The organism is Acidimicrobiales bacterium, from assembly GCA_036491125.1.
Classification (GTDB): domain Bacteria; phylum Actinomycetota; class Acidimicrobiia; order Acidimicrobiales; family AC-9; genus AC-9.
Map to the genome: position 1 here is coordinate 1 of DASXCO010000098.1, position 23,633 is coordinate 23,633.

The window sequence follows — 23,633 nt, forward strand, 5'->3', positions numbered from 1 at the left end:
GCGCTGGCCTTGGGAACCCGGATCTCGGTGAGCAGCTCGTCGGGGCCGAGCGCCGTCTGCAGGAAGCCCTCGAAGAACGACTGGGCCGGGATCGTCCGATCGCCCCCCGGACCCCGAGCCACCAGCGTGCCCCCCAGGGCCAGGACCACCGCCGGCAGGTCCGAAGCCGGATCACCGTGGGCGAGCGATCCGCCGATCGTGCCCCGGTGGCGAACCTGGGGATCTCCCACCAGGCCGGCCACGTGGGCGAGGATCGGCACCTGGTTCGTCAGCAGCTCGGACGTCTCCAGGTCGCGGTGGCGGGTGAGGGCGCCGATGGCGACGTGGTCGCCGGCGTCCCTCACGTACGAGAGGTCGCGCAGACGCCCCACGTCGACGAGCAAGGCGGGCACGGCGAGACGCAGCTTCATGAGAGGCAGCAGCGAATGACCGCCCGCCAGCAGCTTGGCCTCGTCGCCATGAGTCGCGAGGAGGCCGAGCGCCTCGTCGACCGACGTCACCCGCTGATAGTCGAAGGCAACCGGGATCATGCTCGTCCCTCGCGGCGCGCCATGGGGGTCCCCACCACGCCGGTCACAACGACCTCGGTGACCGTCATACGAGTACCTCCTTGGCGCTGCCCGCCGCCAGTACGGCCTTGACGATGTTGTGGTAGCCCGTGCAGCGACACAGGTTGCCTTCGAGGCCCTCCCGCACCGCGGCCTCGGTCGGATCGGGGTGCTCCTGCAGCAGCGAGACGGCGGCCATGACCATCCCGGGAGTGCAGTAGCCGCACTGGAGGGCGTGGTGCTCACGGAACGCCTCCTGGACCGGGTGCATCTCGCCGTCACGGGCCATGCCCTCGATGGTCGTCACCTCCGTCCCGTCGGCCTGGACCGCCAGCACCGTGCACGACTTGACCGACTCGCCGTCCATGAGCACGGTGCAGGCGCCACAGGACGAGGTATCGCAGCCGACGTTGGTGCCGGTGAGACCCACGACCTCGCGGAGGTACTGCACCAGCAGGAGCCGGGGTTCGACCTCGTGCTCCTGGCTCGCTCCGTTGACGCTGAGCCGAACTCTCACGACCTCTCCTCTCCGTTGATCGCCTGCCAGACCCGCTCGGGGGTGGTCGGCATGTCGACGTGGCGCACGCCGAAGTGCGAGAGGGCGTCAACCACGGCGTTCTGCACGGCCGGGGTCGAGCCGATCGTGCCCGACTCGCCGATCCCCTTGGCCCCCAGTTCGTTGACGGGTGTCGGCGTCTCCATCGGCGTCGTTTCGAAGCTGGGGACCTCGGCCGCCGAGACGAAGGTGTAATCGGCCAGGTTGGCGGTGACGGGATTGCCGTCCTCGTCGTAGACGACCTGCTCCAGCAGGGCCTGGGCCGCGCCCTGCGCCAGCCCGCCCTGGATCTGGCCCTCGGCCAGGAGAGGGTTGAGGATGCGGCCCGCGTCGTCGACCGCCACCAGCCGCTCGAGGGTCACCTTGCCCGTCTCGGTGTCGACTTCCACCACGGCGACGTGGGACCCGAACGGGAACGTCGCCCCCGGCGGAGTGAAGTCGGTCTCGGCCGAGAGCCCGTCGGGCCCCGAGCCCGCTTCCCGGGCGAGCTCGGCCCACGACTTGGCCACCGCCGGCGTGCCGGCGACATGGAAGCGCTGGCCGACCTTGTCCAGCACGACGTCGGCCGGGTCGGCCTCGAGGAGCTTGGCCGCCAGCTGACGGGCCTTGTCGACGACCAGCCCCGCCGCCTGATGGGCTGCCACTCCCCCGACCTGCAGCGACCGGGAGCCGAAGGTCCCGACGCCGCGCGGCACGACGTCGGTGTCGCCGTGCACCACCTCGATGGAATCGATCGGAATGCCCAGCGCGTCACTTGCGAGCATGGCCCAGGACGTGACGTGGCCCTGCCCGTGCGGCGAGGTGCCCGTCCGCACCACGGCGGTGCCGTTCTCGTGAACCTCGACCGCGGCGTACTCGCCGCCCGGTACGCCGTTGGTGATCTCCACGTAGACCGAGACGCCGATCCCCAGCTGTCGGACCTCGCCCGCGTCCCGCCGCCGCGCTTGCTCCTTGCGCAGCTCGGCGTACCCGGACGCGTCCAGAGCCAGATCGAGGGCGCGGGAGTAGTCGCCGATGTCGTAGGTGGTCCCCACCGGAGTGGTGAACGGGAACTCGCCCGCCGGCACCAGATTGCGGCGGCGAAGCTCGGCCGGGTCCATTCCGATCTCGGCGGCGAACAGGTCGACGGCCCGCTCGATGGCCGCCGTCGCCTCTGGCCGGCCGGCGCCGCGGTAGGAGACGACGGGCGTGGTGTTGGTGACAGTCGAGCGGCTGTTGAACTCGACCTTGGGGATGGTGTAGGTGCCCGGGGCCATGGTCCTGGTCATGAACGGCAGGACCGCCCCGAAGCGTGGGTACGCCCCAGAGTCCTGGAGAGCCGTCAGCCGGTAGGCGGTGATGGTGCCGTCCCTCGACCCTCCGATCTCGATGTCCTGGAGCTGGGCCCGACCGTGGCCCAGGGCGACCATGCTCTCCGAACGGGTCTCGGTCCACTTGAGCGGCCGGCCGACACGTCGGGCCAGCCAGGCGACCAGGAGCTCGTCGGGGTAGCCGCCGATCTTCGCCCCGAACCCGCCCCCGACGTCGGGGCTGATGACGTGGACCTCGTCCTCGAACAGGCCGTAGGTCTGAGCCAGGGCGTCCCGCACCGAATGCGGCGCCTGGGTCGACGACCATTGGGTGAGGCGCCCGTCGTCCTCCCATCGGGCGGCCACGGCCCGCACCTCGAGCGGACACGGCGCGACCCGCTGGTTGTTCATGCGCTGGCGGACGACAACCTCGCAGTCATCGAAGAGGGACTCGTCCCGACCGAACTGGAGCTCGAACGACACGTTGGTCCCCGCCCCCGGGTGGAGAAGGGTGGAGCTGTCGATCGCCTCCTCTGGGTCGACCAGCACCGGAAGGGGCTCGTAGTCGACGAGCACCAGCTCCGCCGCGTCCGCGCCCTGCGCCTGGGTCTCGGAGACGATGGCGACCACCGCCTCGCCCACGTAACGGACCACGTCACGGGCCAACCACGGCTGCCCCATCTGCTGATTGAGCAGAGGCATCTCCAGGGGGGCGGGCTCGAGGTCGACATCGGCCGCCGTGACCACGGTCAGGATCCCTGGCGCGCTCCGGGCCTCGTCCACGTCAATGGAGAGAATGCGGGCGTGGGCGGACGTGGAGCGGACGTAGGTCACGCGGGCTGCCCCGTCGAGCTTCAGGTCGTCCACGTACGTACCCCCGCGAGTGAGGAACTTGGGGTCCTCCTTACGGACGACGCGGTTGCCGAGGATGCTCACGGGCGGCCTCCTGAGACGGCGACGGGCGGCGCTCAGGCTAGTGGGCCGCCGCGCGACCCCCCGACACCACCGTCAGCGCCAGAACGCCAGCTGATCCACGAAGCGGCCCCACAGACCTTGATGGGCGGGCGCCGCCGTGGCCTGGCCTCTCGGGGTGGCGACCGGCGGGCCCGCGGGCGGTGTGCCCCCGGCGGGCCTGGGGGTGGCTGGCTTGTTCGCGACCGCGCTCTTGGCCAGGGCGCCCGGGAGGATGGCGTAGGCCTCCTCGCCCGGTTTCACCAGCCCGTAGTCCTTGCGGGCCACGCGTTCGATCTCGGCGTCGGTGTTGAGCCGGCCGATCTGGTCCGTCAGCTGGCGGTTCTGGGAGTTGATGACCTGGAGCTGGTGGGACGCGCTGTTCACGTCGCCGCGCTCCTTCAGGTAGGAGCGAGTGGGAAAGACGACGAGGACCAGCACGGCCAGTGTCGCCCCGGCAGCAGCCAGCAGCACGACGGTGCGGCGCGTCACCCCGCCCCCGACGCAGCATCGGGCCGCCGACCGCCCCACCCGCCGGCGCCGGACAGCGCCGCGCGCCCGCGGTAGGAAGCCGCCTCGCCCAGCTGATCCTCGATGCGCAGCAGCTGGTTGTACTTGGCGACCCGGTCCGAGCGGGCGGGCGCCCCGGCCTTGATGAGCCCGCAGTTGGCGGCCACGGCCAGGTCGGCGATGGTGGCGTCCTCCGTCTCGCCCGAGCGATGGGACATGACGTTCGAGTAGCCGTTCCGAGCGGCCAGCTCCATGGTCTCGAGCATCTCGGTGAGCGTGCCGATCTGATTGGGCTTGATCAGGATCGAGTTCGCCACGCCCGCGTCCACGCCTCGGGCCAGTCGTTCGAGGTTGGTCACGAAGATGTCGTCACCGACCAGCTGGATCCGTTGACCGAGGGTGGTGGTGAGCGCCGCCCACCCGTCCCAGTCGTCCTCTGCCAGGCCGTCCTCGATCGAGACGATCGGGTAGCGGTCGCAGAGCTCCTGCCAGTAGGCCACGAGCTCCTGGGCTCGTAGCGTGCGGCCCTCGCCGGCCAGGTCGTACTGCCCATCCTTGTAGAGCTCCGTAGCGGCGGCGTCGACGGCGATGGCGACGTCCTCGCCCGGCACCAGGCCGGCCGCTTCGACGGCGCGAACCAGGGCCCGGACGGCATCCTCGTTGGACGGCAGGTTGGGCGCAAAGCCACCCTCGTCACCCACGCCGGTCGACAAGCCCTCGGCCCGCAGGTACCGCCCGAGGGCGTGATACGTCTCCGCTCCCCAGCGCAGGGCTTCGGAGAACGAGACCGCCCCGATGGGCACGATCATGAACTCCTGCACGTCGACGTCGTTGTCGGCATGGGCCCCGCCGTTCAAGACGTTCATCATCGGTACCGGGAGCACGTGGGCGTTGGCCCCGCCGAGATACCGGTAGAGAGGCAGGCCCACGCCGGCCGCCGCCGCTCGAGCAGTCGCCATCGAGACCCCGAGCACGGCGTTGGCCCCGAGCCGCGCCTTCGAGTCGGTGCCGTCGAGATCGACGAGGGCGGTGTCGAGCCCACGCTGGTCGGCGCCGTCGAGGCCGACGACGGCTGCGGCGATCTCGCCGTTCACACTCGCCACCGCCCCGAGCACACCTTTGCCGCCGTAGCGGCTCCCGCCATCTCGCCGCTCGGTCGCCTCGAACGTGCCCGTCGACGCCCCCGAGGGAACGATGGCCCGCCCGGCGGCGCCCGACGACAGCTCGACCTCGACCTCGACCGTCGGGTTACCGCGCGAGTCGAGGACCTCTCTGCCCGCGACATGCTGGATTCGGCTCACACCAGTGTGGCTCCTGTGGTTGTTGTTGAAGAAGTTACCTCTTGTGGCACCTAGATCGGGGACGATCAGGCCCGATCCGGGCCATCGGCCCCGGATCTGGACGCCTCGTCCCAGAGGGCGCGGCGGCCGACATCGTCCAGGCGGGAGAGGTCGATGCGCCGCTCGGCAGCCAGGCGCTCGGCGGCCACCACCGTGTCGCGGAATCGGACCGTGGCTCTTCGCAGGCCGGCCTCGGGGTCCTGGCCGAGGTGGCGGGCCAGCCCCACCACGGCGAAGAGCAGATCGGCCAATCGCTCCTCGTTGTCGGGCCCAGCCAGGGCGGAAAGGTCGTCCTGGGCCGCACGGCGGACGGCGTCGCCCGGGGTCCAGTCGAAGCCGAGGGTGGCCGCCTTGCGCTGCACCTTGTGGGCGTGGAGCAGGGAAGGGAGGGCCCGGGGGATCCCGTCCATCACGCTCTGGCGACCCTTCTCCTGCTTCTTGATCTGCTCCCAGTTGGCCATCACAACGTCGGGCGTCTCCGCTTCGACCGTCCCGAACACGTGTGGGTGACGGTGGACCAGCTTGTCGTGCACCCCCCGGGCCACGTCGGCCAGGCCGAACTGGCCCGCCTCGGCCGCCAGCACGCTGTGGAAATAGACCTGGAACAGCAGGTCCCCGAGCTCCTCCTCGAGGTGCTGGTACGCGGCCGGGCCCGAGTCCAGGGCCTCGATCGCCTCCAGCACCTCGTAGGTCTCCTCGAGGAGGTGCCGGGTGAGCGAGGCGTGGGTCTGCTGACGGTCCCACGGACAGCGCTGCCGCAGCGTCCGCACCAGCTCCTCGAGCCGGACCAGGTCGGCCGCCACGGGCTCGGCCAGATGGGGCACGAACAGCGTCGTGAGGTGGTCGGCCTCGACCGATCGGTCGAGGTCGGCCCATTCGACATCGAGGACAGCCTCGTCCGCCAGCCCGAGGCGCTGCAGTACGGTGACCGCTTCGTCGGGTGGGTGATCGACGCCCAGCTTGATCTCCGAGAGAACCTGGCGGCTCCAGCACTGGCCGACCAGCAGCGGGCCGCGCTCGCCAGCGGCCTGGACAGCGAACGACGGCCCGTCGACCAGGCGGACGCCCGAGTCCAGGGGGTCGATGCCGAGGCGGTCCCACGCCAGGTCGAGAAAGGAGAGAGCTGGAAGCACCTCCAGCTCGACCCGCGGGTCGTCCCGCAGGAGCTCAACCGTCCGCTCCGACACCAGGGGCGACCCCGGCACGGCGTAGACGACCTCGCCGTGTGCGGTCGCCGCCTCGACCAGCTCCTCCACGATGCCGGCGTACACGTCCTCGAACGAAGCGGTCAGGTCGTACAGATCATCGAACGAGCGGAAGTCGTGCACCGCGACCGCAGCCGGGTGGCGCGCCGTTCGGAGATAACAATGGCGGGCCCGCTCGATGGCCGTGCGGGTCGCCGCGGTGATGAGCTCGGGCCCGGCCGGGCCCAGCCCGACCACCACCACCCGAGGCGTCACCGCGAGGTCGAGCCGGTGGCGGACGGCGGAGTGCCCGCCCCGCCCACCGAGGTGCTGCCGTTGGCGGGGACGAAGTTGAGCGTCGACGACGGCGGCGACGACGGCGGCACGATCCCGGTCTGGTTGCCGCGGATCTCATAGGTGCCGTAGCGAGGATTGATGCTCACGCTGGCACGGGATTCGTCGCGCTGCAGGGTGTTGGTCAGCGCCGTCTGGGCGTTGGCCAGGAGCGCCGCCCGGATCTGAGGCTGCGCCTGAGTCAGGGACAGGGGCTGGCGGCTCGTCACCTCGATGAGGTGCCAGCCGAACTGGGTCTGGACGGGCTGGCTCAGCTGCCCGGTGGGTAGGGCGTCGACGGCCTGCTCGAACCCGGTCACGAAGCGTCCGGTGGGTCCGCACCCCAGCTGCCCACCGCTGGCCGCGCTGGCCTGATCCTGCGACTGGGTCTGGGCGACTTGGGCGAACGGCGCCCCGGCCACGATCTGGGCCCGCAGGGCAGCCGCATCGGCCTGGGTCGAGACCAGGATCTCGCTGACGCACTGCTGGACGAAGCCCTGCTGGTGCGTGGCGTAGTACTGGGCCATGGCCGCCGGGCTGATGTCGACGTGGGCCAGCCGCGCCTCGAGGGCTGTCACCTCGGCCGAGTGTCGGATCAGGCTGTTCTGGTAGGACGCCGGCAGGCCACCGAGGATGCTGGTCCCGCCCAGGGCGCTCGCCGTGTCGGCCCGGGCCAGGCTGAGGTCCTGGGCGCTGATCGTGATCCCGCGGCGCACGGCCTCCTGGTGGACGAGCTGGAAGACGATCTGGCGATTGAGGACCTGGGCCACGAACGTGCTGTCGAAGCTGTCCTGGCCCGCGCCGGTGACCTGGCTCTGGCTCTGGATCTGGCTGAGGTAGGCGGGGTCGCTCCGTATCGCCACCAGCTCGGCGTTGATGTCCCCCTGGCTGATGGTGGCGCCGTTCACCTTGGCCGCATAAGGGGCGGTGGCGTTGCAACCGGCGCCGGCGAGGGCGAGCACGCCGACTGCGAGGACGAAGACCTTGCGCACGGTCTCGGGATGCTATCGGCTACCCGCCACCTGTTGATCAGCGGGCGGCCCGTCACCGGCGCCGCCCTCGCTGCCGTGCGGAACGAGCTCGCCCAGCAGCTCGACCAGCGCTCCCGGCACGTCGACCCCGTTGGGAAGCGGCACCACTACCTGCTCCAGGTCCTCCTTGTAGACCGACCCGGGGTGGCGGCGCCGGAGACCCACCTGGGTGCTGGCCTTGAGCGAGACCGGGGAGAGGCGGGCAACCGCCTGCCCTCCGCTGAGGCCGCCCCGGCGCGCCGGCGTCACCGTGATCTCGCGCACACCCGACCGGACGCATTCGGCCCGCAGCCGGCCCACGGCCAGCAGGGCCTCGGCCGGTGGCGGCAGCGGCCCGTAGCGGTCGAGCCACTCTGTGCGTATGTCCTCCACTTCGGTGGGCGTGGTGACCGCTGCGAGCCGGCGGTAGGCCTCGAGGCGCAGGTCCTCACGGGCGACGTAGTCGCTCGTGAGGTGGGCGTCCACGGCCAGATCGAGCTTGATCTGGGCGGGCTCGCGCCGGACCTCGCCCTTCAGGTCGGACACCGCCTCGCTGACCATCTGCACGTAGAGGTCGTAGCCGACGGCGGCGATGTGGCCCGACTGGTCCGACCCGAGGAGGTTGCCCGCGCCGCGGATCTCCAGGTCCCGCATGGCGATCTTGAAGCCCGATCCCAGCTCGGTGTGCTCGCCGATGGTGCGCAGGCGCTCGTAGGCCTCCTCGGTGAGGGTCCGCTCGGGAGGAAAGAAGAGGTAGGCGTAGGCCCGCTGCCCGGCCCGGCCGACTCGGCCGCGGAGCTGGTGGAGCTGACCGAGTCCGAGGCGGTCAGCCCGGTCGACGACGAGCGTATTGACGGTCGGCATGTCGATGCCGGATTCGATGATCGTCGTGCACACCAGGACGTCGTAGCGACCCTCCCAGAAGTCCAGCACCACCTTCTCCAGACTGCCCTCGTCCATCTGGCCGTGGGCGACGGCGATGCGCGCCTCCGGTACGAGGCGGCGCAACCGGGTGGCGGTGGCCTCGATGTCGTGCACGAGGTTGTGCACGAAGAAGACCTGACCCTCGCGCAGCAGCTCACGCCGGATGGCCTCGCTCACGGCCCGCTCGTCGAGCTCGCCCACGTAGGTGAGGATCGGCAACCGCTCCACCGGGGGGGTGTTGATGAGACTGAGATCGCGAATGCCGGTGAGGCTCATCTCCAGGGTGCGGGGGATGGGCGTGGCCGTGAGCGTCAGCACGTCGATGCCCGTGCTGAGAGCCTTGATGGCCTCTTTGTGCGACACGCCGAATCGCTGCTCTTCGTCGACCACCAGCAGGCCGAGGTTCTTGAACTTGATGTCTGCGCTGAGGAGCCGGTGGGTGCCGATGACGAGATCGACCGATCCGTCGGCCAGCCCGTCGACCACCTGGCGGGCCTGGGCCGTGGTGAGGAAGCGCGACAGGACCTCGACCCGCACCGGGTAGGGAGCAAGGCGGTCGGAGAAGGTCTGGAAGTGCTGCTGGGCCAGCAGCGTCGTCGGCACCAGGACGGCGGCCTGCCTGCCCTCCTGCACGGCCTTGAAGACGGCGCGGATGGCGACCTCGGTCTTGCCGAAGCCCACGTCCCCACAAACCAGCCGGTCCATCGGAACCGGCTCCTCCATGTCGGCCTTCACGTCGACGATGGCTCGGGCCTGGTCCGGGGTCTCGGCGTACGGGAACGCCTCCTCCAGCTCCTGCTGCCAGGGCGAGTCGGGGCCGAAGTCGTGACCGGGCGCGGTGATCCTCGCCCGGTACAAGGCGACGAGCTCCTCGGCGATCTCGCGGACCGAGGCCCGCACCCGGGCCTTGGTGCGCTGCCACTCGGAGCCGCCGAGGCGGTGCAGGGTCGGCGTCTCCCCACCGGTGTAGGGCGTGATGGCGTCGATCTGATCCGACGGCACGTAGAGCTTGTCGCCACCGCGGTACTCGAGGAGGAGGTAGTCGCGCTCACCACCGCCGATGGCGCGGCGCACCATCCCCGCGTAGCGGGCCACGCCGTGCTGGTGGTGGACCACGTAGGCGCCGGGCGCGAGGTCGTCGAAGAAGCCTTCCTGGGGCCGGGCCCGAGGGCGGGCCTGCCGGTGGGCGCGGCGTCTGCCGGTGACGTCGGCCTCGGCCAGCACCGCCACCTTGGCCGAGGGCAGGACGAACCCGCCGTCGAGGGGCTGGACGACGATCCGCACCCCGGGAGCGGCGAGGTCTGACGGACTCCCGTCCAGCATGGGCGCGGCCAAGCCCTCCTCGCCGAGGATCGATGCCACACGCCGTGCGCTTCCCTCGCCCTCCGCGCAGACCGTGACCGAGTACCCGTCACGGACGAGCCCACCGAGCTGCTTGGCCAGGCGGGAGGCGTCGGCCACCACGGGGTCCCAGCCGGTGGCGGCGATCCTCGGCGTCGCCGGTGCCTCGGGCGCCGAGGTGACCGACAGGACCGGCGCCGCGGTGTGGGCCAGCAGTCGCTCGAAGGGAAGATGCAGCCGGGGGAACGCTCCAGCGGCGCCGTCGCCTGGGGGCTCAGCGCTGTCGGTCGCCCCCCAAGTCTGGGCCAACGTGGCCGCCAGGGCCACCTCCTCCTCTATCAGCTCGGTCGCCCGGTCGCGCATCCGCCGGGGATCCACCAGCACGACCTGGCCCGAAGGCCCGATGAGGTCGCCGAGGAGATGCTCCTCGCCCGCCAGCCAGGGCAGCCATGACTCCATGCCGTCGAACACGAGGCCCTCGGCCAGGCGTTCCCACTGGTCTCTCCCCCAGGGCTGCTGGCCGACGAGAAGGCGGGCCCGGTCGCGAACCGCGGCGGTGGGGAGGAGCTCGCGACAGGCGAAGATCTCCACCCGCTCGAGATCCGCCATCGACCGCTGGTCGTTCACGTCGAATGCAGTGAGACGGTCGACCTCGTCCCCCCACAGGTCGATGCGCACCGGGTCGTCGGCGGTCGAGGGGAACACGTCCACGATGCCGCCTCTGACGGCCACCTCGCCGCGGTGCTCGACCTGGTACTCCCGGCGGTAGCCGGCGTGGGACAGGCGCTCGACCAGGTCGTCGGCGTCGAGGACGTCGCCGGCGGCGACCACGATCGGCTCGGCGTCCTCGACCCGGGCACCCAGCCGCTGGATGAGCGCCCGCACGGGGGCCACGATCAGGCGGGCGCCCGCAGCCGTGCCGTCGCCGGCGTGGCGCAACCGCCACATGGCCCGGAGCCGCCGGCCCATCGTCTCCACGCTGGGGCTGACCCGCTCGAAGGGCAGCGTCTCCCACGCCGGGAAGGTCTCGACCGCGTCGGGATCGGCGTAGGCCCGAAGGTCGAAGGCGAGTCGCTCGGCGACGGTGCCGGTGGGCACGGCCACCAGCACCGGGTGGCGCTCGCTCAGCTGCGCCAGGCCGGCCAGCGCGAACGCCCGCGCCGGCTCCGGAACGGCCACCACGGCACCGGGCGCGCCGAGCACGTCGACGAGCGCGTCCTCATGGCGGAGCAATCCAGGCAGCGAGCGCAGGCTCACCGGGTCAGGCTACCGGCGACGCCGTCGACGGCCGGCTGAGCTCAGGCCTCCTCGCGGCGACCGTTGAAGCGGCGCATCGCCGCCTCGGTGCCCTCACCGAGGATCATCTCGACGGCGTCGGCCGCTTCCTGCACGGCCACGTCCAGCTCGGCCCGCTCCGCCCGCCGGGGCGGGCCGAGGACGTGATCGACTCCTTCGCGGCGCCCGGCCGGCTTCCCGATCCCGATGCGCACCCGGGCGAAGCCGGCGTCGTGGAGGTGGGACTGGATCGACCTGAGCCCGTTGTGCCCCGCCGTGCCCCCGCCCAGCTTGACCCTGATCCGGCCGACCGGCAGGTCGAGCTCGTCGTGGACGACCACCAGCCGTCCTAGGTCGTGGACGCCGTACCGGCGAACGAGACCCGCCACCGCCACTCCCGACTCGTTGACGTAGGTCTGCGGGAAGGCCAGCGCCAGCCGCCGGTCGTCGACCCGGACCTCGGCGGTGAGCGACTGCGAGCCGCGGGTCAGCCGCAGGCGGCCGCCGTGGCGCTCGGCCAGGAGGGATACGACATCGGCGCCGAGGTTGTGGCGGGTGTGGCCGAACTCGGAGCCGGGATTGCCGAGCCCCACCGCCAGGAGGTCGGCGGGCGTACCGGTCCGGGGACGGAGCAGGGCCTAGCCCTCGCCGCCCTGCTCGCCCTCGGCCCTGCCTCCTTCACCGCCCGAGCCTGCAGCTTCCCCGGCAGCGGTGTCGGCCGCGGCTGCGCCCTCGCCCTCGACCGGCTCGGCACCCTCCTCGGCGACCCCCTCCTCGCCCTCGGGCACCAGGTCGGCCTCGCTCACCTGCGGCGCCTGACCCACCACCACGGGAGCCTCGGGATCCACCTCGGTCGTCACCCCGGTCGGGAGCCCGAGCTCGGCCACCCGGATCGTCTGGCCGATCGTCAGCCCGCTGATGTCGACCTCGACCACGTTGGGAATGCGGCCGGGGACGGCGTGGACGGCGATGTTGAACAGCTGGTGGTCCACGTGGCCGTCGTCGCGATGAACCAGGGTGGCCTCGCCCACCAGCACGATGGGCACCTCGGCCGTCACGACCTCGTCCCGGCGCACGATCTGGAAGTCGACGTGGGCCACCGTGCCCCGCACGGGGTGACGCTGCACCACCTTGGCCATGGTCAGGTGGGTCGAGCCGTCCACCTCGAGCGCCAGCAGGGCATTGAGCCCCGCGTCGGTGGTCAACGCGGTCCTCAGGTCCTTGGCATCGACGGCGACCGGCAGCGGGTCGACGCCGTGTCCGTAGACGACGGCAGGGACCATGCCGGCCGACCTGAGACGGCGGGACTCTGCCGAGCCGACGGGTCGGCCGGCTTCGGCGGCAATGGGGATCTCGGCCATGCGAACGCGCTCCTGCCCGGGAAAAAGGTGCACCGGGCAGCGGTGAGTCTAGGCCATGGACGGTCGCCGCAGCACCAGCTCCGTCCAGGCCCGGCTACGTCTGGTTCTCGCCCCCGAAGATCTCCGACACCGAGGTGTCCTCGAACACGGCGTCGATGGCGTCGGCGATGATCTTGGCCACCGAGAGGACCTCGATCTTGTCGATCCGGCGATCCTCGGCCAGGGGAAGGGTGTTGGTCACGATCACCCGGGCCAGCGGTGACGCCTTGAGCCGGTCGAGGGCGGGGTCCGACAGCACGCCGTGGGTCGCCATGGCCCATACCTCGGCCGCGCCGCGGTCGACGAGCAGCTCGGCGGCGGCGCACACCGTGCCCGCGGTGTCGATGATGTCGTCGATGAGCACGCAGCGGCGACCGGCCACCGGACCCACCACGTCCATCGCCTCGACCTCGTTGGCTGTCTCCTTGGCTCGCCGTTTGCGCACCATGGCCAGGTCGCCGTCGAGGCGCTGGGCGAACCGCTCCGCCACCTTCACCCGGCCGGCATCCGGCGCCACGATCACCATGCCGGCCGTACCCTCCCGTCGGAGGTAGTCGGCTAGCACCGGCATCGCCGTGAGATGGTCGACCGGCCCATCGAAGAACCCCTGGATCTGGCCGGAGTGCAGGTCGACGCTCACCACCCGGTCGACACCGGCGACCCGCAGCATGTCAGCGACCAGCTTCGCCGTGATCGGCTCCCGGCCCGACGCCTTGCGGTCCTGGCGGGAGTAGCCGTAGTAGGGGCACACCGCGGTGATGCGCTTCGCCGACGCCCGCTTGGCGGCGTCGATCATGATCAGCTGTTCGACGATCGAGTCGTTGACCGGGCCGCTGTGGGTCTGGATGATGAAGACGTCGGTCCCTCGCACCGACTCGCCGAAGCGACAGTGGATCTCGCCGTCGGCGAACTCCAGCAGGTTCGCCTCGCCCAGGTCCATCCCTAGATGCGCTGCGATCTCCTCGGCCAGCGCCAGGTGCGACCGACCGGCGTAGAGCTGCAGTCGCTTCCTCGGTACCAACTCCATCAGATCAGCCCCCGTCTTCGTCTTCCCCGCCCCGGAAGAATGGCCCGGTGAGTGTGCCCGGCGCCAGCCGACAGCCGGGCTCCAGCACAGCGTAGGGCCCCACGCGTGCGTCGGCTCCGACGTCGGCCTGTCGGGCCACGCTGTGCTCCACGACGGAACCCTCGCCGACACGACAATCCACCAGGCGCGTGTCGGGGCCGACGGATGCGCCGGTGGCGACGGCCGTCGACCCTTGCAGGATGGTGCCCGGGAACAGCGTGACGTCCGCGGCGAGCTCGACCGAGGCGTCGATGTAGGTGCGCTCGGGATCGTGCATGGTGACGCCCCGGCGCATCCAACGCTCGTTCGTACGGTCACGCAGCTCGGCCTCGGCCACGGCCAGCTGGGCCCGGTCGTTCACCCCGGCGGCTTCCATGGGGTCGGCCACGACGAGCGAGGAGATCTGGTAGCCGGCGTCGTGCAGCACTGCGACCGTGTCGGTCAGGTAGTACTCGCCGTTGGCGTTCTCAGGGCTCAGACGGCGCAGGGCGGGGGCAAGCACGCTGCGGCGGAAGCAGTAGACCGACGTGTTGACCTCGTCGACCGCCCGCTCCTCCTCGGTGGCGTCGCCTTCCTCCACCACGCGCGCGATCCGGCCGTCCTTGTCCCTCACCAGACGTCCGTAACCCGTGGGGTCCTCCAGGCGGGCCACCAGCAGGCTGGCCGCGGCGTCACTGGCCCGGTGGGTCCGGACGAGGGCGGCGAGGGTCGGGGGCCGGAGCAACGGTGCGTCACCCGGGAGGACGACCACGTCTCCGTCCTCCTGCTCGTCGTCCGGGTTGTCCGGAAAGCCCGTCAGACCCACCGCCGCGGCATCGCCCGTGCCCCGCTGCACATGCTGTTCCACGAACTCCAGGCTGAACGCGGGAGGTGCGCCCTCCTGTACCGCCTTGGTCACTCCCTCGGCGCCGTGGCCCACGACCACGACCACCCGCCGGATCGGGAGCTCGGCCAGGGCGTCGAGGACGCGGAGCACCATGGGTCGACCGCACAGGAGGTGGAGGGGCTTGGGTTGGGCGGACCGCATCCGCGTGCCCTCACCCGCCGCCAGCACCAGGGCCGACAAGGGCCGGGACCCCTTCGACGATCTCATCGGCTCACCTCCACGCGCCCCTCAAGACCGTATCGGTCACCTGCGCCCACTCCTGCAGGCTACGCCCGGCGTCTCGCGGGGAGGGGGACGTGCGGTCGCCGGCACTGTCATCGCCCCTGCGTAGCCTGGACCAGCAGTGGCACTCGGCGCGTACCCCGGCTCGTTCAATCCCCCGACCGTCGCCCACCTGGCCATCGCCGAGGCGGCGCGGCTGCATTGCGGGCTCGAGCGGGTCGACCTCGTGGTATCCCGGTCGCCGCTCGGCAAGGAGCCTCACGACCTTGCCCGGTTGGAGGACCGGCTCGCCGTGCTGGAGACGATCGCGGCGCACCGGCCGTGGCTCGGTGTCCGGGTGACCGACGCCCGCCTGCTGGCCGATGTGGCCGAGGGTTACGACGTGCTCATCGTCGGCGGTGACAAGTGGGCCCAACTCGTCGACCCCGTGTGGTACGGAGGTTCGGAGGCGGCGCGCGACGAGGCGGTGGCCCGCATTCGTCGGATCGTCGTGGCGCCCCGCAGCGCCCATGACCTCACCGGCTACGAGGTGCTCGAGCTGGACGACGTCCACCTGGACGTGTCGGCCACGGCGGCGAGGGCCGGTCGGACCGACTGGATGGCCGCCGAGGCGGCGGAGTTCGACGCGCGCACCGGGGCGTGGAGCGACGCCGAGCGCTACCGTCGCTGGCTTCGGGCCGACGCTGGCGTCGAAGAACGACCGTGACCGCTTCCGCCGAGCGTGCGAACCTGCTCGAGGAACGCATCGGCGACCACTTCGCCGCGCACGGGTACCTGGTCCGCCGCAATGCGTATCTGGATGGGCGGTCGGGCGGCAGGCACGAGGTCGACGTGCTGGCCGAGAAGTCCGACCCGCTGACGACGTTCCGCCTTGCCGTCGAGTGCAAGGCGTGGCAGGCACCCATCGAGAAGGACGCGGTGTCGAAGCTGAGCTACGTGCTCACCGACCTGGGGCTCAACAAGGGCATCATCGTGGCGCTCCACGGCTGGCGCTCCGGTGCCGAGCAGGCCGCGGTAGAGCTCGGGATCGACCTGTGGGGGCCGGCTGAGCTGCACCGGCTGCTCGGGGACGCGGCGGCGCGCCAGCTCGACGTGGGAACGCCGGCCCGGTTGGCGCGCGGCGTCCCCTTCGCCGCACCCGAGGAACGCGCGCTGACGCGGGCGCGCCTGCAGGGAAAAGGTCGGTTCGGCATCCGCACGGTGGAGCAGCTCGTGTGGTTCAAGCCGGTGTGGGTCCCCACCTACGTCGTCGACCTGAGCATCACCTCGCTGGAGGTCCGCTGGGGCAAGGAGCGGTTCGTCACAACCACCGTCACCAACACCTACGAGGCCGTGTCGGGCACCTTTCTGGGCCCGGCGTCGGACGCGGACGGCGATGTCGTCGACATCGACCTCTCCGGAGGGGCCATCAAGCCCGGCGTGCGGGACACCAAGGTGGCGAGCGAGATCCGCCGCGCGTTCGAGCGGTGGGCCGAGGTGCAGCAGGATGCAGCCAAGCTCCGCCACGCCACCGTGCTGGAGGCCCTCGGCGTCCCCGTGCCGTGCCGGCGCGTCACGGTGGACGGCTGTTCCCTGGTCTACATGCCCACCTACGTCGGTTGGCTCCACGCGGGCGCCCATGACCGCGTCGTCGCCGTCGACGGCGTCTCGGGGTCCGTGTCGGCGCCCATGTCGGCCCTTCTCACCTCACACCTCAGTCACGTGCGCAGCTCGCTGCTCGAGGACGCGCCGGACTGATCGAGCCTCTCAGGGCTCGGGGACCCCGATGGGGTTCGGTACGGGCACGCCGCCGGCGCTGACGACGCCGCGGGCGATGGGTCGCAGGAGCTCGGCCAGGCGTTCGGCTCGGCGCTCGCCGAGCCGGCTCCAGGGCGTTTCGGCCAGCCGGTCGGTGCGGTCCTCGATCGCAGCGCGGGTGCCGCGGCCTTCGTCGGTCAGTTGGTGCTGCCCGTCGAGCCAGCCGCGGGCGATCAGCTGATCGGCGGCGGTCTTCCAGTCGTCGTCCGTCCATCCTCGGTTGGGCTGCAGCACATCACGGGAGACCCGCCCGGTCCCGGCCAGGGTGAGGTGCGCCTGGCACCCGTCCACTCCGGCGGCCATCAGGGCAGCCACGTGCCCGTCGCCGCGGTGCTCTCGCAGGCAGGTGGTCGCCTGCCACAACACCATGTGCGGCTCGTCGGGCCAGGCCAGCTCGGCGTTGGCCGCGTAGAGGGGGCGCCCTGGGACGTCAGCCTCCATCGCCGCGGCCTGTGCCAGGTCGGCGGCCTCGGACAAGGCGGGGCTGCCAATTTCGTCGGGAATCAGGCGGCGCAGGGCGTGATCCACGGCGCCTAGGCGGGCATCCAGGACGGCGCCGGGGCTGGCGAAGGACCAAGCATCAGGGATGGCGCGGCGGACCATGTCGGCCTTGAAGTTGTAGAAGGTCGCCACGACGATCCCGGGACCGACCGCGCCCATGGGCGCGCTGCGGCCCGCGAAGTAGCCCATCCAGAAGCCTCGCAGGCCCGCCTCGTCATAGCGGGCCCGCGCCTCCGGCGCGAAGTACAGGACCGAGTGGTACGGCTCGAACAGCCCCCACAGCCGGCGGCTCACCCCACCGCCGCTGCTCAGTGCTTCACCCGCACGCAGAGGAGGGCGATGTCGTCGGCCCGCTGGTCCTCGCCAAGGATGTAGGCCAGCACCATGTTGATGAGCTGACGCGGATCGGCGTGTGATTGGGCGGCCGCCAGCTGGCCCAGGCGATCGAGACCCTCGCTCACCAGGCCGCCGCGCTCCTGAATGAGACCGTCGGTGTAGAAGAGGACCGTCGAGTCGGGACCGAGCTCGATCTCGCCTTCCGAGTACGAGAGCCCACCCATGGCTCCGACGAGCACCGAGCTCGGCTCCTCCAGATAGGTCGCGGTCGGCCCTGGCCCGAGGATCAGCGGCGGCAGATGTCCGGCGTTGCTCCAGCAGAGCCGGCGCGTCGTCGGCTCGTAGATGCTGTAGATGAGGGTCGCCATATGGTCGGCCTCGAGACCGCGCGCCAGCTCGTCCACGTAGTTGACCACCTCCGCGGGCCGGCTTCCCATCCAGGCGTAGGCCCTGACCGCGGTGCGCAGCGAGGCCATGATGCTCGACGCCCGCAGATCGTGGCCGATCACGTCGCCGATGACCAGACCCACGCGACCGTCGGAGAAGGGGATCACGTCGTACCAGTCGCCGCCGACGTCGGTTCCGGTGGCGGGTAGGTAGCGGGCGGCCACGTCGAGTCCGGGAACCTGCGCCAGCCGTTCCGGGACGAGGACCTGCTCGAAGGCCTTCGCCACGTTGCGGGCCCGCTGGTAGAGCTGGGCGTTCTCCAGGGCCAGGCCGGCCTTTCGCCCGAGATCGATGGCCACCGCCAGACCGGCGTCGTCGAGGCGCCGGCCCGACTCGGCCGACACCACCGTCAGGGCACCCAGCACCCGCGCCCTCCCGCGCAGCGGAACCACGACGGCCGATTTCATATCCATGGCCCGGAAGATCTCGAGCTGCTCGGAGCTGGCCGCGCTGGTCGCCAGGAGCTCGTCGGTGACGGCCCGGAACAGGCGCGGCTCCCCACCCTTGAGCACCGCGGCCACGGGCGACGTGCTCGCCAGCCCGGGAGAGGCGTCGAGGTCGAGATCGCTGTCCACCCACGCCGTCCCGACCGGATCGCGATGGGCGGCGGCGGCGGCGGTGCGCACGCCACCCGCTTCGTCCATGACGTGGACTCCGCACCAGTCCCCCAGCACCGGTACCACCAGGCGGGCCAGGCGGTACAGCGCGGTGTCGGGATCCAGCGTCTCGGTCAGCACCGAGCTGGCGTCGGCCAGCAGGGTCAGCCGGGCCAGCAGGGCATCGTTGTCCGTTTCGCCCCCCACCATCTCCTCGATTCGATCGCCGCCGCCCTCGAGACGGCCAGTATCGGCCACCTCTTAACATCTTCGAGATCGGCGGACATTGTCCTGCTCGCGGGAGGACCCTGTACCGCTATGGGCCGGTTAACCCTCGCACGCGAAGGGTATGTTCTTGCTAGCTGGCGAGTGGGCACTGGGGGTTGGGTGCGCCAAGCCGAGGGATCGGCTTGGCCACCCAACGCGACGCCGGACGGGTGTGGTGAACCATGGGCCGCGATTTCACTCAGATAGGTGACCCCTCGTCCCCTTCTCATCGCGAGCCGACCCGTCTACCGTGAGAAGCGACCGCGGCGGCTCCCCCCTCGTGGTCATAGAGAACGGCCGGGGACCCCGGATGACAGGCGAGGGCCCGGGGTCTCCGAGCCGTCCTTTATCCTCGGCCTCGGGGTGTGCGCGCCGTTTGGGAGGGTCTGCGCTAGTTGGGCGAGGGCGCCGAGGGCGGATGGGTGATGGTGATGATCCCCGTCAGCCCGCTCAGCTCCAGGACCTTGAACACGTTGTCGCGCGGCGAGTCGAGGGTGAGGTGCCCGCCGCGCTCCTCGAGGGCGAAATGCGTCTGCGCCAGCACGGCGATGCCGGTCGACTCCATGAACGCGGTGTCTCCCAGACCGACCACCACATCTCCGCCGGCAGCGACGAGCCCGGCGAGGACGTCGCTCAGGCGAGGCGCCGTGAAGATGTCGAGCTCTCCCCTGACGCTCACCATCGACGTGCCATCATCTTCTGAGACAACCACGCCGAACTCGGGCGCACCGTGCATGGGTCCCTCCCTCGTGGCTAGTTGCGTACCACGGCGACGGTGTCCTGACAAGGGGCGCCGGACCCGGCTCTAGCGGTGATGGCAGAGCGTCGGCGCTGCTTGCTCAGCGCCACGACGGGAACTTGTCGACCCCCGACGCCAGCGGCGGGACGTCCCGAGGAGCTTGCGCCGAATGCCGCTCGTACCGGACGGGATGGCCCATTACGGGCTCGCCCCCGCGACCATCCGCGACGGTGCCCCGCTGCCGGAACAGCTCGGCGCCGAGCATCTCCTTCTGCGAGAGCACGGGGGCCACAGGCACGCCCGCCTCGACGAGGGCGGCGACGACCTCGTCGCGCCGACTGCTGGCGATGGCCTTCACGATGCGCTCGTTCAGCTGCTTGCCGAGCGTCACGCGCTCTGCGAACCCCAGTGATGCCGCGTCGTCGAGACCGAGGGCGCGGACGAGGTTGCTCCACGCGCCGTCCTCACTGAGGACACCGAGGGCGATCCAGCCACCGTCGGCCGTGGCGAAGGTCCCGTAGCCGGGCAGGTCGCCGAGGGACTGACCGTCGGACATGACGAGGGGCGGGAGGGCCCCGGTCCACGTGGCGAGGATGTCGGTCATCGACACGTCGATGCGCTCACCCTCCCCTCGGCGTTCGCGCCGCACCAACGCGGCGCTGATGGCGAGGGCGGCGTAGGAGCCGCCGGCCAGGTCGGCGATCGGCGGGCGACCGACGACGGGACCATCGTCGCCGCCGGACCGGGGCTCGACCACCCCGGCCCAGGCCTGATAGTTCAGGTCATGGCCGGGAAGGAGACGCAGCGGGCCGTCCTGCCCGTAGCCCGACACCGAGCAGTAGACCACCGACGGGTTCCTCGCCCGCACCGCCGAGTCGCCGACTCCGAGGCGGTCGACCACGCCGGGACGAAATCCCTCGACGACGACGTCCGCCGAGGCCGCCCGCTCGAGCACCGCGTCGCGTGAATACGCGTCCTTGAGGTCGACCGCCACCGCCCGCTTGCCGGCGTTGAGCACGGCGAAGAGCGTCGGGAAGACGCGCATCGGGTCCCCGCCCGGCGGCTCCACCTTCACGACTTCGGCCCCCAGCTCGACGAGCAGCTGGGTGGCGTAGGGGCCAGGTCGCCAGATGCTGAGATCGAGGACGCGGATCCCGTCGAGGAGCGGGCCCCCGCGCCCGGGCCCTGGTTGGCTCGCTGGGCTGCTCGTCACGCGCTTCGGTCCTCGAAGATCTGGAAGATCCGGCCGAGACTACGCCGCGGTCAGGACAGCAGTGGGAAGCTGCCCGTTCCCCAGACGGAAGATGCCACCGCCCGCTCCACCGCCAGCCCGCTGCTCCCGGCCTTGAGGGCGCTCAGGATCCCTCCGTAGGCGCCGGCCTGCAGCGTCTGGGCCGTGGCCGCCAGGCCCTCGGGCCAGCTCGTGTAGGACTGGACCCCAACGCCGTTGATCGAGTACGAGCCCGACATCCGGCGGGTGGTGTTGAGCGGGTTGTACTTCGCCGGGCTGTTCCAGGCGCCGCCTTCGGCCTGGGCCCACGACACGATGGCCAAGGTGTTCTGCGACGTGACCGTATCGCCGAGCGTCTCCAGCAGGGCGACGGCGAAGTCGTGGGACGTGTTGATCACCATCTGGGCGGGCGAGGTGGTCGTCGTCGGAGCGGGGGCGGGCGAAGTTGTCGGGGGAACAGTGGTCGGGGCCGGCGACGGTGCCGTCCCCGTCGTGGTGACCCGGCCGGGCGCCGCTCCGCCCTCGTCGGGGGTGTGTGGCCCGGTGCTACGCGGGGCGGCGCCCTGGCCCGAGCTGGCCAGGGCCGTGTCCGGCCCGGCGAGAGGCCCGATGGCCGCGGCCTGCGCCGCCCTGAGCCGGGCCACGCCCACGTTGTGGGCGGCGGCGGCAGCGCCGCAGATCATCGCGACCGGGCTCACGGTGGCCACTGCGCTGACTGCCAGGACGGCCATCCGTGGCCTGAGGCCCGAAATCACCTGCTCACAGTTCGCCGTCTGCGGCCGTTGACCCTTTTGTGCACCATTGGCGGGCTGGGCCGGGGCACCGCCCCCACCATGCTCGCCGAGGTATGCAAGGACCTACCTACGCGACGTCGAATTACGCTCGGCTTCAGAGAGCGTGGGAGGGGGCGTGCACATGACCGTGCCGAGCTTTGGTGACGCCGTCGTTGTGCGGGAGGCCGACGCGGAGGTCCTCGGGATGGCCCCGGTGACTGTCCGGCTGCTCGCCGACAGCGACGCCACGGGTGGAGCGTTGAGTGTGATGCGACCGAGGCTCGCGGAGGGCGCCAACGGAGCATTGCCGCACACCCACACCAGGTCGGCCGAGCTGTTCTACGTCCTCGGCGGGACGGTGCAGATCCTCACCGGCGACCAGGTGGTGACGGCCAACGAGGGAGACGTGGCCGTGGTCCCACCCAACATGGCCCACGCCTTTGCGGCCGCGCCCGGCCATGCCGCCGAGCTGTTGATCGTGCTCACGCCCGGCATCGAACGGTTCGGCTACTTCCGGCTGCTCGAGCGGCTCGCCAAGGGGGAAGCCACGGTGGAGGACCTGATGGCGTCACAGGACCTCTACGACAACCACTTTCTGGAGAGCGCGGCCTGGCAGGAGGTTAGGGGGTGAGCCTGCCGGCGAGGCCTCTCAGCTCGCCGTCCTCGTCCCGCCAGGACTCGACGTCGCCGAACCCCGACCGGGCCAGGTCTGGAGCAAGGGCTACGTCCTGCTGGCCACCGATCTCGATGAGGAGCCAACCGCCGGGACGCAACAGGCGGCCGGCTGCCGAGACGACCCGCCGGGCGACATCAAGGCCGTCGGAGCCGCCATCCAGCGCAGCTCCTGGCTCGTAGCGCTGGACGTCGGCGGGCAGGAATCGCAGCTCGCCAGTCGGGACGTATGGCGGCACGGACGTGACCAGATCCAGCGAGTGGTCGGACCGGAGGGGCCGATCGAGGTCCCCGACGATGGCGCAGACGCTGTTGCTCGTGGCGCAGGTGACGGCCGTTGGGTCGACGTCGATGCCGATGACCAACGCGGTCGGCACCTCGACTCGGGTGTGAGCTGCGATCGCGCCGGCGCCGGTGCACAAATCGGCGGCTCGGCCGTGGTCCGACAGCAACCGGCTGGCGCGTCTGGCCAGCTCCTCGCTCTGGATTCGAGGCACATAGACACCCGGCGTGACGTGGACCCACCGGCCACCGAACTCGAGGCCGCCCCTGATCCATGCCAGCGGTTCGCCACGCTCCCGCCGCCTCAGCCAGGCCTCGAGCGCCGGCAGGTCGGGGGCGGTCGCCAGGAGATCGTGCGCCTCCTCCTCGGCTGCGACGCACCCCGCAGTCCGCAAGCGCTCGACAACCTCCGACGGCGCGACATGGCCGGTCATCGACGGTAATATGTGTGGGTCGTTGGAAATGGACTTTGCATGGGGGCGAAGGATCGTAGTGCCGAAGGTGAATGCAGATCTGTCACCGCTGGGGCGGGAGGGCCTGCCCGGGCCGCCTGATGCTGCGTCCTCGCGACTCCGCCCTGAGAGCACCCAGTCGAGGTAGGAGATGCCGTCAAAGCGAACTGACTTCCCCGAAGGTAACCGACTTCTCGATTCCCTACCAGCGGCCGGCAAGGCTGAGCTGGCCCCTCATCTCGAGCCGGTGCGCCTGGAATTGAAAGAGCTGCTCATGGAGCAGGGCAAGCGCATCGACAGCGTGTATTTCCCGCTCACCGCGGTGGCGTCATTGCTCAACTTGGTGCAGGACACCTCGGGCGTCGAGATCGCCACAGTGGGCAACGAAGGACTGGTCGGGCTGTCCGTCTCCTGGGAGATCAACACGCTCAACCCCCAGGAGTTCGTGCAGTGCCAGGTGCCGGGCGACGCCCTGGTGATGGACCCCGAGACCTTCGCCTCCAAGGTCGCTGCGGGAGGAGAGCTCACTTGGCTGGTCCACCGCTACACGCAGGCCTTCGTCACCCAGATCGGACAGCAGGTGGCCTGCAACGGCCTGCACTCGATCGAGGAACGCTGCGCCCGATGGATGCTGCTCACCCATGACCGGGTCGGCTCGGACGAGTTCCCCCTGACCCAGGAGTTCCTGGCCCAGATGCTCGGTGT

At 71.0% G+C, this 23,633-nt stretch carries 22 protein-coding genes; 4 read left to right on the forward strand and 18 right to left on the reverse strand.

The window, feature by feature from the left end:
• The 12 genes from VGF64_08565 to VGF64_08620 form a co-directional block, all read right to left on the reverse strand.
• On the reverse strand, positions 1-530 hold a 530-nt coding region (locus VGF64_08565; GenBank protein HEY1634796.1), incomplete at its 3' end, for an FAD binding domain-containing protein.
• 64 nt (positions 531-594) lie between these two features.
• Entirely contained in the window at positions 595-1,065 is a 471-nt protein-coding gene (locus tag VGF64_08570; GenBank protein HEY1634797.1) for a (2Fe-2S)-binding protein, read from the reverse strand.
• The gene (locus VGF64_08575) at positions 1,062-3,329 is read right to left on the reverse strand and encodes a xanthine dehydrogenase family protein molybdopterin-binding subunit (GenBank protein ID HEY1634798.1); all 2,268 of its coding nucleotides are present in this window, start codon (positions 3,327-3,329) and stop codon (positions 1,062-1,064) included. Before VGF64_08575 ends, VGF64_08570 begins: the two co-directional genes overlap by 4 nt.
• A gap of 72 nt (positions 3,330-3,401) precedes the next feature.
• On the reverse strand, positions 3,402-3,836 hold the full coding sequence (locus tag VGF64_08580; protein HEY1634799.1) for a septum formation initiator family protein: 435 nt from the start codon (positions 3,834-3,836) through the stop codon (positions 3,402-3,404).
• Positions 3,833-5,155: a phosphopyruvate hydratase gene (gene eno, locus VGF64_08585; GenBank protein HEY1634800.1), complete on the reverse strand. Its 1,323-nt coding sequence runs from the start codon at positions 5,153-5,155 to the stop codon at positions 3,833-3,835. Before eno ends, VGF64_08580 begins: the two co-directional genes overlap by 4 nt.
• A 65-nt stretch (positions 5,156-5,220) precedes the next feature.
• Positions 5,221-6,654, reverse strand: coding sequence for a nucleoside triphosphate pyrophosphohydrolase (mazG, locus tag VGF64_08590; GenBank protein HEY1634801.1), 1,434 nt, complete (start codon positions 6,652-6,654; stop codon positions 5,221-5,223).
• A complete protein-coding gene (locus tag VGF64_08595) occupies positions 6,651-7,703 on the reverse strand; it encodes a peptidylprolyl isomerase (GenBank protein ID HEY1634802.1) in 1,053 nt (350 codons plus the stop codon). The genes mazG and VGF64_08595 overlap by 4 nt, the downstream gene beginning before the upstream one ends.
• 12 nt (positions 7,704-7,715) lie before the next feature.
• Positions 7,716-11,243, reverse strand: coding sequence for a transcription-repair coupling factor (mfd, locus tag VGF64_08600; GenBank protein ID HEY1634803.1), 3,528 nt, complete (start codon positions 11,241-11,243; stop codon positions 7,716-7,718).
• A gap of 41 nt (positions 11,244-11,284) precedes the next feature.
• On the reverse strand, positions 11,285-11,854 hold the full coding sequence (pth, locus tag VGF64_08605; GenBank protein HEY1634804.1) for an aminoacyl-tRNA hydrolase: 570 nt from the start codon (positions 11,852-11,854) through the stop codon (positions 11,285-11,287).
• Between the two features lie 45 nt (positions 11,855-11,899).
• Complete coding sequence (locus VGF64_08610) at positions 11,900-12,622, reverse strand: 50S ribosomal protein L25 (protein ID HEY1634805.1); 723 nt, start codon at positions 12,620-12,622, stop codon at positions 11,900-11,902.
• A gap of 94 nt (positions 12,623-12,716) precedes the next feature.
• Positions 12,717-13,688 (reverse strand): ribose-phosphate diphosphokinase, encoded by a 972-nt coding sequence (locus VGF64_08615; protein HEY1634806.1) that lies wholly within the window; start codon positions 13,686-13,688, stop codon positions 12,717-12,719.
• A 4-nt stretch (positions 13,689-13,692) separates the two neighbouring features.
• Positions 13,693-14,820 (reverse strand): NTP transferase domain-containing protein, encoded by a 1,128-nt coding sequence (locus VGF64_08620; protein ID HEY1634807.1) that lies wholly within the window; start codon positions 14,818-14,820, stop codon positions 13,693-13,695.
• Positions 14,821-14,956: 136 nt separating this feature from the next.
• Here VGF64_08620 and VGF64_08625 point away from each other — a divergent pair, with 136 nt between their 5' ends.
• Positions 14,957-15,541: a hypothetical protein gene (locus VGF64_08625; GenBank protein HEY1634808.1), complete on the forward strand. Its 585-nt coding sequence runs from the start codon at positions 14,957-14,959 to the stop codon at positions 15,539-15,541.
• Positions 15,538-16,572 (forward strand): restriction endonuclease, encoded by a 1,035-nt coding sequence (locus VGF64_08630; GenBank protein ID HEY1634809.1) that lies wholly within the window; start codon positions 15,538-15,540, stop codon positions 16,570-16,572. The genes VGF64_08625 and VGF64_08630 overlap by 4 nt, the downstream gene beginning before the upstream one ends.
• A 9-nt stretch (positions 16,573-16,581) precedes the next feature.
• Here the strand turns inward: VGF64_08630 and VGF64_08635 are convergent, their stop codons facing one another.
• The 5 genes from VGF64_08635 to VGF64_08655 form a co-directional block, all read right to left on the reverse strand.
• Positions 16,582-17,427: a hypothetical protein gene (locus VGF64_08635; protein ID HEY1634810.1), complete on the reverse strand. Its 846-nt coding sequence runs from the start codon at positions 17,425-17,427 to the stop codon at positions 16,582-16,584.
• A gap of 14 nt (positions 17,428-17,441) precedes the next feature.
• A complete protein-coding gene (locus VGF64_08640) occupies positions 17,442-18,770 on the reverse strand; it encodes a GAF domain-containing SpoIIE family protein phosphatase (protein HEY1634811.1) in 1,329 nt (442 codons plus the stop codon).
• A 400-nt stretch (positions 18,771-19,170) separates the two neighbouring features.
• Positions 19,171-19,515: an STAS domain-containing protein gene (locus VGF64_08645; GenBank protein ID HEY1634812.1), complete on the reverse strand. Its 345-nt coding sequence runs from the start codon at positions 19,513-19,515 to the stop codon at positions 19,171-19,173.
• Positions 19,516-19,618: 103 nt separating this feature from the next.
• Positions 19,619-20,731, reverse strand: a complete 1,113-nt coding sequence (locus tag VGF64_08650) for a CoA transferase (GenBank protein HEY1634813.1) — start codon at positions 20,729-20,731, stop codon at positions 19,619-19,621.
• 50 nt (positions 20,732-20,781) lie between these two features.
• Complete coding sequence (locus tag VGF64_08655; GenBank protein HEY1634814.1) at positions 20,782-21,480, reverse strand: hypothetical protein; 699 nt, start codon at positions 21,478-21,480, stop codon at positions 20,782-20,784.
• A gap of 184 nt (positions 21,481-21,664) precedes the next feature.
• On the opposite strand from VGF64_08655, the gene VGF64_08660 reads away from it, so the two are divergent.
• The gene (locus VGF64_08660; protein ID HEY1634815.1) at positions 21,665-22,153 is read left to right on the forward strand and encodes a cupin domain-containing protein; all 489 of its coding nucleotides are present in this window, start codon (positions 21,665-21,667) and stop codon (positions 22,151-22,153) included.
• On the opposite strand, the gene VGF64_08665 is transcribed toward VGF64_08660, so the two are convergent.
• Entirely contained in the window at positions 22,143-22,910 is a 768-nt protein-coding gene (locus VGF64_08665) for a hypothetical protein (GenBank protein ID HEY1634816.1), read from the reverse strand. The genes VGF64_08660 and VGF64_08665 overlap by 11 nt on opposite strands.
• A gap of 169 nt (positions 22,911-23,079) precedes the next feature.
• Here VGF64_08665 and VGF64_08670 point away from each other — a divergent pair.
• Positions 23,080-23,633: Crp/Fnr family transcriptional regulator (locus tag VGF64_08670; protein HEY1634817.1), on the forward strand; the 554-nt coding region annotated here is incomplete at its 3' end.